This is a genomic window from Oerskovia merdavium, assembly GCF_014836755.1.
Lineage (GTDB): Bacteria > Actinomycetota > Actinomycetes > Actinomycetales > Cellulomonadaceae > Oerskovia > Oerskovia merdavium.
Genome location: NZ_JACSQF010000003.1, coordinates 227,678 through 239,665 on the forward strand (window position 1 = coordinate 227,678; position 11,988 = coordinate 239,665).

11 protein-coding genes are annotated in these 11,988 nt (G+C 73.8%); 9 read left to right on the forward strand and 2 right to left on the reverse strand.

What is annotated here, in order from left to right:
- Nucleotides 1–13: 13 nt before the first annotated feature.
- Complete coding sequence (locus H9641_RS04665) at nucleotides 14–1,858, reverse strand: SLC13 family permease (protein ID WP_191801438.1); 1,845 nt, start codon at nucleotides 1,856–1,858, stop codon at nucleotides 14–16.
- Nucleotides 1,859–2,082: 224 nt separating this feature from the next.
- Between H9641_RS04665 and H9641_RS04670 the strand changes: the two genes are divergently transcribed.
- The 8 genes from H9641_RS04670 (at nucleotide 2,083) to H9641_RS04705 (ending at nucleotide 9,957) form a co-directional block, all read left to right on the forward strand.
- The gene (locus H9641_RS04670; RefSeq protein ID WP_191801440.1) at nucleotides 2,083–3,087 is read left to right on the forward strand and encodes an ABC transporter ATP-binding protein; all 1,005 of its coding nucleotides are present in this window, start codon (nucleotides 2,083–2,085) and stop codon (nucleotides 3,085–3,087) included.
- On the forward strand, nucleotides 3,084–3,938 hold the full coding sequence (locus tag H9641_RS04675; protein ID WP_191801443.1) for an ABC transporter permease: 855 nt from the start codon (nucleotides 3,084–3,086) through the stop codon (nucleotides 3,936–3,938). Before H9641_RS04670 ends, H9641_RS04675 begins: the two co-directional genes overlap by 4 nt.
- Entirely contained in the window at nucleotides 3,925–5,346 is a 1,422-nt protein-coding gene (locus H9641_RS20615) for a sensor histidine kinase (protein WP_318244376.1), read from the forward strand. The genes H9641_RS04675 and H9641_RS20615 overlap by 14 nt, the downstream gene beginning before the upstream one ends.
- A 104-nt stretch (nucleotides 5,347–5,450) precedes the next feature.
- The gene (locus tag H9641_RS04685) at nucleotides 5,451–6,083 is read left to right on the forward strand and encodes a response regulator transcription factor (protein ID WP_318244382.1); all 633 of its coding nucleotides are present in this window, start codon (nucleotides 5,451–5,453) and stop codon (nucleotides 6,081–6,083) included.
- Nucleotides 6,084–6,157: 74 nt separating this feature from the next.
- Nucleotides 6,158–7,204: an adenosine deaminase gene (locus tag H9641_RS04690; protein ID WP_191801447.1), complete on the forward strand. Its 1,047-nt coding sequence runs from the start codon at nucleotides 6,158–6,160 to the stop codon at nucleotides 7,202–7,204.
- Between the two features lie 46 nt (nucleotides 7,205–7,250).
- Nucleotides 7,251–7,682: a hypothetical protein gene (locus H9641_RS04695; RefSeq protein WP_191801449.1), complete on the forward strand. Its 432-nt coding sequence runs from the start codon at nucleotides 7,251–7,253 to the stop codon at nucleotides 7,680–7,682.
- The gene (locus H9641_RS04700) at nucleotides 7,682–9,292 is read left to right on the forward strand and encodes a sensor histidine kinase (RefSeq protein WP_225219970.1); all 1,611 of its coding nucleotides are present in this window, start codon (nucleotides 7,682–7,684) and stop codon (nucleotides 9,290–9,292) included. The genes H9641_RS04695 and H9641_RS04700 overlap by 1 nt, the downstream gene beginning before the upstream one ends.
- A complete protein-coding gene (locus tag H9641_RS04705) occupies nucleotides 9,289–9,957 on the forward strand; it encodes a response regulator transcription factor (protein WP_191801451.1) in 669 nt (222 codons plus the stop codon). The genes H9641_RS04700 and H9641_RS04705 overlap by 4 nt, the downstream gene beginning before the upstream one ends.
- 36 nt (nucleotides 9,958–9,993) lie before the next feature.
- Here the strand turns inward: H9641_RS04705 and H9641_RS04710 are convergent, their stop codons facing one another.
- Entirely contained in the window at nucleotides 9,994–10,974 is a 981-nt protein-coding gene (locus tag H9641_RS04710; RefSeq protein ID WP_318244377.1) for a phosphotransferase, read from the reverse strand.
- Between the two features lie 586 nt (nucleotides 10,975–11,560).
- Between H9641_RS04710 and H9641_RS04715 the strand changes: the two genes are divergently transcribed.
- Nucleotides 11,561–11,881 (forward strand): GntR family transcriptional regulator, encoded by a 321-nt coding sequence (locus H9641_RS04715; protein WP_318244383.1) that lies wholly within the window; start codon nucleotides 11,561–11,563, stop codon nucleotides 11,879–11,881.
- Nucleotides 11,882–11,988: the final 107 nt, after the last annotated feature.

Here is an 11,988-nt window from a genome sequence, read left to right on the forward strand (position 1 = left end):
TGCCAGGCGAGCCCTACGGCCGCCAGATCAGGGGGACGAGGAACACTGCGACCAGCAGGTAGACCCCGAGCACGGGCAGGCCGAGCTTCCAGTAGTCGCCGAACCGGTAGCCGCCGGGTTCCATGACCATCATGTTGCCGGGCGTCGCGACGGGCGTCAGGAGCGCCGCGGCGGACGCGACCGCGACGCACATCACGAGCGGCACGGGCGAGATCCCGAGCTCGAGCGCGACCGACCCGGCGATGGGGATCATGACCAGGGCCGTGGCCATGTTGCTGATGAGCTGCCCGAGCACCGCGCACAGCACGAAGATGCCCAGCAGCAGGAGCGTCAGCCCTCCCCCGCCGACCACGTCGATCAGCGCCGTCGCGACGATCTCCGCGGCGCCGGTCTGCGTGATCGCGGTCGAGAGCGGGATCATGCCCGCCACGAGGATCACGGTCGTGAGCGAGATCGAGCGCTGCGCCTGGCGGGTCGTGACGACCCGCAGCAGGATCATCGCGATCGCGGCCCCCACTGCGGTGACCGCGGCCGGCAGCACGTCCGTCGCGAGCGCGGCCACCATGAGCACGAGCACCACGATGGCCGGCACGGCACGGCGCCCGAGCGGCGCGGCCTGTCGGCGGATCGAGTCCGGTGTGTCGACCACCAGGACGTCGGGGTCGTCGGTGTGGCGGTCGAGCGCGTCCCACGGCCCCTGCAGGAGCACCGCGTCGCCTGCGCGCAGCGTGACCTCGTGGTCGCGTGGGTCAGCAGCAGGACGGTTCTCCCCCTCGTCGGTGGCCGGGTCGAGGACCTCTCCGAGCCGCTTCACGGCCAGGACCACGAGCTCGCCCGAGTCCGTGACCATGCCGGGGAAGACGCGCTCGCCGATCAGGCCCGAGCGCGGGCGCACGATGACCTCGGCGACCCCGTGCTCGCGGGAGACGAGCCCGCAGGTGACGTCCTCGCCGTCGGGCCTCGTGGGGGCGACCAGGCCGCCCACGGCCGCGAACTCGTCGATCCCCCCGCGGCTCCCGCGCACCACGAGCTGACCGCCTGCCACGACCTCCGACGTGGGCCGCCCCGACCGGTCCTGCACCGCGACCGCGTGCACCGAGCGGTCACCCGTGTCGATCGCGTCGGCCGCGACCCCGACGAGGGGTGAGCCCGCGGGCACGGTCAGGCGCGCGATGCTGCCGACCGGCGCGTAGTCGCGCAGCAGGTCCGCGGGCAGGCCCGTGAGGTCGCGCGAGAGCGAGCGCGCGCTGCGGTGCGGCAGCAGGCGCGGACCCCACAGGACGCACACCAGGATCGTCCCCGCGAGCAGCGGGACGCCCACGAGCGCGAACTCGAAGAACCCCAGTCCCGTGCCCGTCTCCTCGAGGGCCGTCGCCGAGACGATCACGTTGACGGGCGTGCCCGTCAGCATGAGGAGCGACCCGGCGTGCGCACCGAACGCGAGGGGCATGAGGAGCTGCGAGGGCGAGCGGCCGAGCCGCGTCGAGAGGACCACGACCATGGGGAACAGGGCCGCGACCGCACCGTTCGGCGTGACGAGCGCGGACAGCACCGCCGAGAGCACGAGCATGAGCACCATGAGCCGCGCGGGGCTCGTCCCCGCCCGGTCGATCAGCTGCTGACCCGCCCACGCCGTGATACCTGCGGCGTCGAGCGCCTCGGCGACCACGAAGAGCGCGGCGATGAGGATCACGGTCGGGGTGCCGAAGCCCGCGAGCGACTCCTCGACCGTGAGGACGCCCGTGAGGTAGAGCGAGACCGCGACCGCGAGCGCCACGACGCCGACCGGGAGCCTGTTCCACACGAAGAGGACCACCGCTGCGCCCAGAACGGTCAGCGTGATCGCGGCATCGCTCATGCGGCTGACAGTAGTGGACCCCCGGTGGGCCTTCGCGGCGGACATCCCGTCACCGCGGGTGAGTCTTCCGGTCACCCCCGGCGGGCAGGCCCGTCACCGCCGGTGAGCAGGCCCGTCACCGTCGGCGAGCAGGCCCGTCACCCCCGGCGTCCACCGACCGGTGGACCCCACGTCCCCCCGACCGGTCGTCGCGGCGGGCACCCCACCCACGCCACGCTGGAGCCATGAGCACAGACAGGACAGCCCCCCGAGCAGGAACGGGCACCCCGGCCATCGAGGTCCGCGGGCTCACCAAGCGGTACACCAAGCGCGGCGTCGTGAAGCAGGCCGTCGACGGCCTGGACCTCACGGTCGAGCGCGGCGAGATCTTCGCGGTCCTCGGCCCCAACGGCGCGGGCAAGACCACGACCGTCGAGATCCTCGAGGGCTTCCGCAAGCGCGACGGCGGCCAGGTCCAGGTCCTGGGCGAAGACCCCGCGCTCGCAGGCCGCGCGTGGCGCAGCCGGATCGGCGTCGTCCTGCAGGACCCGCGCGACCAGGCCGAGCTCACGGTGCGCGAGCTCGTGCACCACTTCGCGACGTTCTACCCGGCCCCGCGCGATCCCGAGGAGGTGATCGCCGCCGTCGGGCTGGAGGAGAAGGCGTCCACGCGCTCGCGCCAGCTCTCGGGCGGCCAGCGCCGACGGCTCGACGTAGCGCTCGGGATCGTGGGCGACCCCGAGCTGCTCTTCCTCGACGAGCCCACCACGGGCTTCGACCCGCAGGCCCGCCGCAGCTTCTGGGACCTCGTCCTGAGCCTGCGCGCGGGCGGCACCACGATCCTCCTGACCACCCACTACCTCGACGAGGCCGCGCACCTGGCCGACCGAGCCGCCGTCGTGCGTGACGGGAAGGTCGTCGCCCTCGGGGCGCCGGCCGACCTGGGCGGGCCCGGCGCGCTGCGCCCCGTCGTGCGCTGGGAGGCCGACGGCGTCACGCACGTCGAGCGCACCGACCACCCGACCGCGCTGGTCGCCTCGCTCGCGGCACGCCTGGCCGGACCCGACGGCGAGGTGCCCGGTCTGCGGGTGCTCCAGCCGAGCCTCGAGGACGTGTACCTCGAGCTCATCGGCGCCGCGCCCACCGCCCTGCCCACCACCTCGTCGGCCGAGGCGGTACCAGGACTCCCGTCCGACACTCGATCCTCTGCCGTACCGTCCGTTCCCGTCGCCGAGGAGGCGTCCCGATGAGCACCCAGACGTCCCCCACCCGCGCGGTGCCCGCGGAGCGGCCCCTGCCCGGCGTCCTCGGCACGGGCCTGCGACGGGCCTGGATCGAGATGCTCGCGTTCCTGCGCGAGCGTGACGCGGTCGTCTTCATCCTGGCGTACCCGCTCATCATGATGGCGATCTTCGCGACGGTCTTCGGGCAGCAGGACCAGGGCAACGCGGCCGGGTCCGTACCGTTCGCGCAATACTTCCTGCCGGGCATGGTCGCCACGGGCGTCATGCTCACGAGCTTCCAGAACCTCGCGATCTCGATCTCGGTCGAGCGCGACGACGACACGCTCAAGCGCCTGCGGGCGACCCCTCTGCCGGCGACCTCGTACTTCCTGGGGAAGATCGGGCAGGTCCTGCTCGTCACGACCGTCCAGACCGCCGCCCTGCTGCTGCTCTCCGCGACGGCGTTCGACGTCCCGATGCCCTCGACCGCGTCGGCCTGGGCGACGTTCGCGTGGGTGTTCGTGCTCGGCACCGCGACCGGCTCGGTGCTGGGTGTCGCGTTCTCCTCGGTCCCCCGCTCGGGAAAGTCGGTGAGCGCCGTGGTGACGCCGATCGTCCTGGTCCTGCAGTTCATCTCGGGCGTGTTCTTCGCGTTCTTCGCCCTCCCGTCGTGGATGCAGCAGGTCGCGTCGGTCTTCCCGCTCAAGTGGCTCGCGCAGGGCATGCGGTCGGTCTTCCTGCCGCCCGAGGCCGCCGCGCTCGAGGTGGGCGGTTCGTGGCAGCACGGCGCGACGGCTGCTGTACTGGTGGCGTGGCTCGTCGTGGGCCTCGTGGTGGGGGTCCGGACGTTCAGGTGGAGGCGGCGTGACGACGGCTGAGAGCCCGGTGGACCGTCCGTCGACGGGGTCCGTGGCGGCGGGGCCCTCCGGCTCGGCCGCCTCGGGCGCGCCCGTGCCCCCTTCCCCCGGCCCGGCGCCCGATCCCGACCCGGCGCTCGATCCCGGCTCCTCGGCCCTCGGACGGTTCGAGGGCTCGTGGGACCGGGTCGTCGTGTGGTGGGACGTGGGCTTCTACGTGGTCGTGGCCCTGTGCGCGCTGGCCCTGGTCTCGGCCGGGGTCGAGCCCGACCGGCTCGCGCTGGCGCTGGGGGCGATCGGGGTGATCCTGCTGGCGTACACGTTCCTGGGCCGGCGTGCCGCCCGGAACCGGGACCAGCGTCTGGCCGTGGCGTACCTGCTGACCCTGATCGTCGCGACCGATGTCGCCGTCGTCCAGAACCCGCTCGGGACGTTCCTGCTGTTCGTCGCGTTCACCCAGATCTGGATGCTCTCGGAGTACCGCTGGGTGAGTCTCACGCTCTCGGTGCTGCTCGCGGTCGGCACGACCCTCGCGCTCACGGCCGCGTCTGGGTTCTCCCGCGAGGCCCTCACGAGGGCCGCACCGCAGATCGGCGTCGGACTCGTGTTCTCGATCCTGCTCGGCACGTGGGTGGGCCAGGCGATGCTCCAGACCGCACGCCATGCCCAGCTCGTCGACGAGCTGAACGCCACGCAGGCCGAGCTCGGGACGGTCCACCACGCGGCCGGGGTCGCGGCCGAGCGCGAGCGCATGGCGCGCGAGATCCACGACACCCTGGCGCAGGGGTTCACGAGCGTCGTCATGCTCGCCCAGGCCGCGAACGCCGACCTCGACCGTGACGACGTGGGCGCAGCCCGGGACCGGCTCGCGCTCGTCGAGGCCACGGCCCGCGACAACCTGGCCGAGGCCCGGTCCCTCGTCACGGCGTTCGCTCCCCTGCCGTTGCAGGGCGCGACGCTCGTCGAGGCGATCGAGCGCCTGGCCGCTCGCTTCGAGGACGAGTCGGGGGTCGCGGTGACGCTGCGGCTGTCGGCCGTCCCAGGACTGGGCAGTGCCGAGGACGTCGTCCTGCTGCGGTCCGCGCAGGAGGCCCTGGCCAACGTGCGCCGCCACGCGGCGGCGCGCTCCGTCGTCGTCTCCCTGGGGCCCGGGGAGGGCGTCGGGACCGTTCGCTCGGAGGACGTGAGGCCCGACGGCACCACGGTCGTCCTCGACGTCGCGGACGACGGTCAGGGGCTGGGGCCGGGCATCGTGGAAGGGTTCGGCCTGCGCGGCATGCGCGAGCGTGTCGCGGCGAGCGGCGGCACGGTGAGCGTCGCGTCCGTCCCGGGCGGCGGGACGCACGTGCGGGTCGAGCTGCCGGTGCCCGCCGACCACCCCGCCGACGCCCCCACGCATCCCGCCCTACTCCCCCGGAGCCAGCCGTGACCTCCCCCACCGACCACCCAGCGCCCTCACCCACCCTTCATCCGGGGACCGCCGCGGCGACCGCGACCGGAGCGACGCCGTCGGATCCCCAGGTCCGCGTCCTCGTGGTCGACGACCACCCCGTGGTCCGTTCGGGCCTCGTCGGGATGCTCACTGCCGAGCCCGACCTGGTGGTGGTCGGCGAGGCGGGCGACGGGCACGAGGGCGTGCGGCTCGCGCGCGAGCTGCGCCCCGACGTCGTGCTCATGGACCTGCGCATGCCCGTGCTCGACGGCGTGGGTGCGACCAGCGAGATCCTCGCCGGCCCCCGCTCCCCCGGTGAGGCGCGGCCCACGCGGCCCCGCGTCGTCGTGCTCACGACGTACGAGACCGACACCGACATCCTGCGTGCGGTCGAGGCCGGCGCGACGGGCTACCTGCTCAAGGACACGCCGCGCGACGTGCTCGTCGCGGCCATCCGGGCCGCGGCGCGCGGCGAGACGGTCCTGGCCCCCACGGTCGCGACCCGGCTCGTGACGTCGGTCCGGGGCGCGGGCGAACGGCTCACGCCCCGCGAGTCGCAGGTCCTCGCGCTGGTCGCGCGCGGGCTGAGCAACCCGGCGATCGGGCGTGAGCTGTTCATCTCCGAGGCGACCGTCAAGACGCACCTGCTGCGTGCGTTCGCCAAGCTCGGGGTCGACGACCGCACGCGCGCCGTGACCGTCGCGATCGAGCGCGGGATCCTGCCCGGCGCGTGAGGTCGCCCCCGATCTCACCCGGCCGGGGAACGGACCTCCCCGTGCGGGGGACCTGCTGATGGAAGACTGCCCCTGTGCGTGATCTGGCGAAGCTCCCCAAGGCCCACCTCCACCTGCACTTCACCGGGTCCATGCGGCCCGAGACGCTGCGGGACCTCGCGGCGCAGTACGGGGTGCGGCTCCCGTCCGCGCTGCTCGACGGCGACCCGCTGCGCCTGCCCGCGACCGAGCGTGGCTGGTTCCGCTTCCAGCGCCTGTACGACGCCGCGCGCGCGTGCGTGCGCTCCGAGGCGGACATGCGCCGGATCGTGCACGAGGCCGCCGAGGACGACGCGGCCGAGGGGTCGGGGCGCCTCGAGATCCAGGTCGACCCCACGTCGTACGCGCCGTTCGTGGGCGGCATCTCGCCCGCGGTCGAGATCGTGCTCGACGCGGCGCGCGAGGCGAGCGCCGCGACGGGGACCGAGGTGGGCGTGATCGTCGCCGCGTCGCGCATGCGGCACCCGCTCGACGCGCGCACGCTCGCACGCCTCGCCGCGCAGTACGTGGGCGACGGTCCGGGCGAGGTCCTGGGCTTCGGGCTGAGCAACGACGAGCGGCGCGGGGACACCGCGGCCTTCGCGCCCGCGTTCGCGATCGCGCGCCGCGCGGGGCTCGCCCTGGTCCCGCACGGTGGCGAGCTCCTCGGCCCGGACCACGTGAGCGAGGTCCTGACGGACCTGGACCCGGACCGGCTCGGCCACGGGGTCCGGTCCGTCGAGGATCCGCGGGTCCTCGAGCAGGTCGTCGAGCGGGGCGTCGCGCTCGAGGTCTGCCCCGCCTCGAACGTGTCGCTCGGGGTGTACGACGACGGCGCGCAGGTCCCGCTCGGGGCGCTCGTCGACGCGGGCGCGCAGGTCGCGCTCGGGGCCGACGACCCGCTGCTCTTCGGTTCGCGGCTCGTGGCGCAGTACGAGTCGGCGCGGACCGAGCACGGGTTCTCCGACGAGGAGCTGGCCGATCTCGCGCGCTCCTCGATCCGGGCGAGCCGGGCGAGCCGTTCGACCACGGCGCGGCTGCTCGCGGGAGTCGACGAGTGGATCGCCGAGGCTCCGCCCACGGGCGAGGCACCCCGTGGGTGACGCGCCCTCTCATGCCCCTCTCATCAGGGCACGGGACACTCGCGCCATGCGACGGACGACGACGTGGGTGGGCGCCCTGGTGCTCGGCTTCCTCGGCGTCGGCACGGCCGCCGTGGCACTCGTCTCCGCGAGCCCTCCGGACCGCGACCTGGGGAACCAGGTCGTCCTGAGCCCGGCCCCGGTCGAGACCGTGACCCCCACGCCCGTCCCGGCCCCGGTCGAGCCCGTCGAGGAGGAACCGGGCGAGCCCGTCGAGCCGGTCGAGAAGCCGGGCGACGGGTCCCTCGTCCCCGTCCAGCCCGCGCCGCCCCGGATCGGGAGCACCGTCGACAGCGGCACCGGCACGGCGCCTTCGACCGGCGAGCTGCCGTACGACGACGGCATGTACCACCCCGGCGACGAGTACGACGACGGCATGTACCGGCCCTCGGACGAGTACGACGACGGCATGTGGACTCCCGACACGGGGAACGGATGATGTCCGCCCCCCTCGATCCCGCCGCGCCCCACCGTCCCCGGACCACCGCGCGGCTGCTGACCGTCCGCGTCCGCATCCTCGGCGCGGTCCTCGCCCTCGCGGCCCTGGGGCTGATCATCGCGGGCGGCGTCGCGTTCACGTCCCAGCGCCGGCACGTCGACGACCGGATGGCCCTGTCCCTCACGCGCTCGCTCGAGGAGTTCGAGGCCCTCGCCCAGGACGGCGTCAACCCCTCCACGGGCGAGCGGTTCACGTCGTCGGACGACCTGGTGAACTTCGCGATGCGACAGACCGTGCCCGCCCCGCACGAGGGCATGGTGGGCTTCCGCGCCGGACGCGCCCAGTGGATCGCGGCGTCGCCCGTGCCGCTCCGGCTCGAGGACGACGAGGCGCTCATGGACGCCCTCGAGCCCCTGACCACGGGGGGCCGGGTCGTCCTGCGCGAGATCTCGACGCCCACCACCAGCTACCGGGCGCTGGTCGTGCCCGTGACGGACGGCAAGGAGCCCTCCGCCCTCGTCCTGGCGTACGACCGGGACGCCGAGCACGCCGAGTTCGACCAGGTGTTCCGGACGTACGCGATCATCGCGGTGGTCTCGCTCCTGCTCATCGGCGCGGTCGGCTGGGTCGTCGCGGGTCGCCTGCTGCGTCCGGTACGCCTGCTCGGCCAGACCGCTCGTCGGATCAGCGACACCCGCACGTCCGAGCGCATCCCGGTCACGGGGAACGACGACGTCTCCGAGCTCACCCAGGCCTTCAACGAGATGCTCGACCGTCTCGCCGCCGCGTCCGACGCCGAGCACCAGCTCCTCGACGACGTAGGGCACGAGCTGCGGACCCCGCTGACGATCGTCCGCGGGCACCTCGAGCTCATGGACCCGCACGACCCCGAGGACTCGGCGGCCACGCGCAGCCTCGCGCTCGACGAGCTCGACCGCATGCACCGGCTCGTCGACGACCTCATGACCCTCGCGACCGCCGGGAGCCCGGACTTCGTCCGCCTCGAGGAGACCGACCTGGGGCGCCTGACCGACGACATCCTCGACAAGGCCCGTCTCCTGGGCGACCGCAGGTGGAAGATCGACGCGCGGACGGGGGCCACGGCGCTCGTCGACGAGCAGCGCCTGACCCAGGCGTGGCTCCAGCTCGCCTCGAACGCCGTGAAGTTCTCCGCACCGGGATCGAAGATCACCCTGGGCTCCGCGGTGCGCGACGGCCGGATCCGGCTCTGGGTCCGGGACGAGGGCATCGGCGTCTCGCCCGACCAGCTCGAACGCATCTTCGTGCGCTTCGCCCAGGCCGAGCGCGACCCTGCGTTCCGCGACGGCGCGGGCCTGGGCCTGGCGATCGTCAGCGCGATCGCGGGCGGGCACGACGGACGGGTCGAGGTCACCTCGACCCGAGGATTCGGTTCCACGTTCACTCTCGACCTCCCGCTCGAACCCGGCCAGGCTCTCCCCGTCCCGGGGCCGGACCACGACCACAGGTCCTCCTCCCCGTCACCCGCCGGGACGGGGCCGGGCAGGGCGGACCACGACCTCTTGACTCCGCTGACCGTGGAGATCCCCGTGGTCGTCCCGGCACACCTGGGTGAAAGGACATCGCTGTGAGCCAGATCCTCGTCGTCGAGGACGAGACACGGATCTCGTCGTTCGTGTCCAAGGGGCTGCGCGCGGCCGGGTACGCGAGCACGGCCGTGACCACAGGTCGAGAGGGCTACGACCTGGCACAGACGGGCGACCACGACCTGATGATCCTCGACCTCGGTCTGCCGGACCAGGACGGATTCACGGTCCTGCGGCGGCTCCGCGCGGCGCGCAACACGATCCCCGTCATCATCCTCACGGCCCGGTCCTCGGTCACCGACACGGTCGCGGGCCTCGAGGGCGGGGCGGACGACTACATGGTCAAGCCGTTCCGCTTCGAGGAGCTGCTGGCACGCATCCGCCTGCGCCTGCGGACCGAGCCCGCAGGCGAGGTCACGGTGCTCTCGCACGGCTCGCTCAGCCTCGACCTGCGCACGCGTCGCGCCCGCACCGCGGACCGGGAGGCCGACCTCTCGGCCCGGGAGTTCGCCCTCGCGGAGACGTTCCTGCGCAACCCGGGCCAGGTCCTGAGCCGGGAGCAGCTGCTCTCGCGGGTATGGGGGTACGACTTCGACCCCGGCTCCAACGTCGTGGACGTCTACGTCCGCTACCTGCGCAACAAGCTGGGTCCCGAGCGGGTGGTCACGGTGCGCGGCATGGGCTACCGGTTGGCGGACCCGGCGGCCTGACCCGTCGGCGGCGGGCGCGGGTCCGTGTCCCGTCTCTCAGCCGAGGGGCAGCCTGTCCTCGGCCCCTGCGAGGAGCTCTTCGGCAACAGCGAGCCAGACCTCGGCGAGGGCGTCGCGCGGCGCGCCGGGCAGCAACGAGAGGACGACGCCGGCGGTGCGTGCCCGCAGCCCGACGGGGTCCGTGCTCTCGCCGAACGCCGCGAGGCAGCGGTCCACGAGTCCCCGGACCCCGGGGTACACCTGGGGCGCGAGGGTCTCGAGGACCGCGAGGTGCCCGGTCATGCACGCGAGGTCGTCCACGCGGTGACCCGGGCCAAGTGTGTCGACGTCGAGCACAGCGGCCACCCGGCGGCAGCCCGCGCCACCGACGAGGAGGACGTTGGCCTCGTAGAAGTCGCCGTGCGTCGCGACCACGGGACCGGGGTCCCGTGTCTCGACGATGCGACGCACGCCTCGTTCGAGGGCTTCGATCCGCGGGGCGAGAGCCGGCAGACGCCCGACGGCGGAGCGTGCGTAGTGCGCGGACCGCTCGGCCCAGGCGGGGCGGCGCTCGAGCAGGACGGCGTCCGGGGGCAGGGCGTCGAGCGCCCGGACCAGCTCGTGCGGGTCGACCGCGAGCGCCTGCTCGTGCCGGGGGGTCGAGGCCACGGCGGAAGCCATGGTCTCCTCAGGGCGCGCACCGAGGACGAGGATGCCCTCGCCGAGCGAGGCCAGGACCCTGGGGCTGCGAGCGGCGCCGTCAGGCTGCAGCCCTGCGGTGCGGCCTCGGCGACCAGGAAGAGGTCGTGGCGCAGCCGGAGCTCGGCGACCCGGTCCGGGCGGACGACCTTGAGGTAGACGTCTCCCGCGGTCGTCCGCGCGCGCAGGACCGCGCGGCGCAGGGGGCGGTAGGCGACCAGGTCCAGCCCCAGGACGAGCGGGGCGTGCGGGTCGATCGAGCGCCACCGGTCGGTCAGCGTCGCGGCGTCGCAGGCCGTCGCGAGCCCCGGCAGGAGGGGGTCGACGGGGTGGCGCCACACGTGGACGGTCCGGTCACCGTCGACCATGCGCAGGATGCCGTGCCGTTCGACGACGTCCGGCGGGAGGTCGGCCGTGGTCGCCACGAGGTACTCGTCGCGACGTCCGGCGGTCCGCGGCCCCCCGGCGCGACCGCGCACGGTGACCTCGTACCCGACGCTCACCTCGGCACCCGGCCGCGCGTGCACCTGGTGCACGCGCCACGAACCGAGCGCGACGTGGTCGACGGCGAGCGCCGCCTCCAGGAGGTCCCCGGCCCGGGGGCCGGTGAGCAGCTGCGCAGCGGTGTCCATGAGAGCGACCCAAGCGGTCCGACGTGATGCGGGGATGAGGGGCGCGTGAGAGACCTCTCACGCGGTCGTTGACACCGGACGTTGTGGATGTCATTGTATCGACATGATGACACAAAGCCACGGAGGCGGTCTGCTCACACCCCTCGAGGACCTCGCCCGGCCGGTGGTCCAGGTGCCTGCACCCAGGCCCGTCGCACACCTGGGCGCCTGAGATCGCCGGGACCGAGCGGCCCTCCGCCTCCGGGCTGCAGCTCGAGATCGACCCCGCGTCGGGTGTACCTCCCTACGAACAGATCCGCTCGCAGGTCGTCGCGCACATCGCCGCGGAGCGCCTCGTGGTCGGCGACCGGCTACCGACCATCCGGGCCCTCGCGACAGACCTGGGCCTCGCCGCCGGGACCGTCGCGCGCGCCTACCGCGAGCTCGAGTCGGCCGGCATCACCACGACGCGCCGTCGCGCGGGCACGGTCGTCGCCGACGGGGTGGCCCCCACCGACGTCGTCGCCCGGCAGGCCGCACGCGCCTTCGTCGCTGCGGTGCGCGAGGCGGGGCTCGACGACGACGCGATCGTCGACCTCGTGCGAGGCGAGCTCCTGCGCCGGCACGAAGCCTGAGGCCTGAGGCAGGACGCTTCACAACGATTGCGCATCCCCCGGGTCGGCGATGCGGACCCTGCGCGCGCGGCGTGAGAACGTGGTCGTGCCAGTTCTCCGGCAGGACG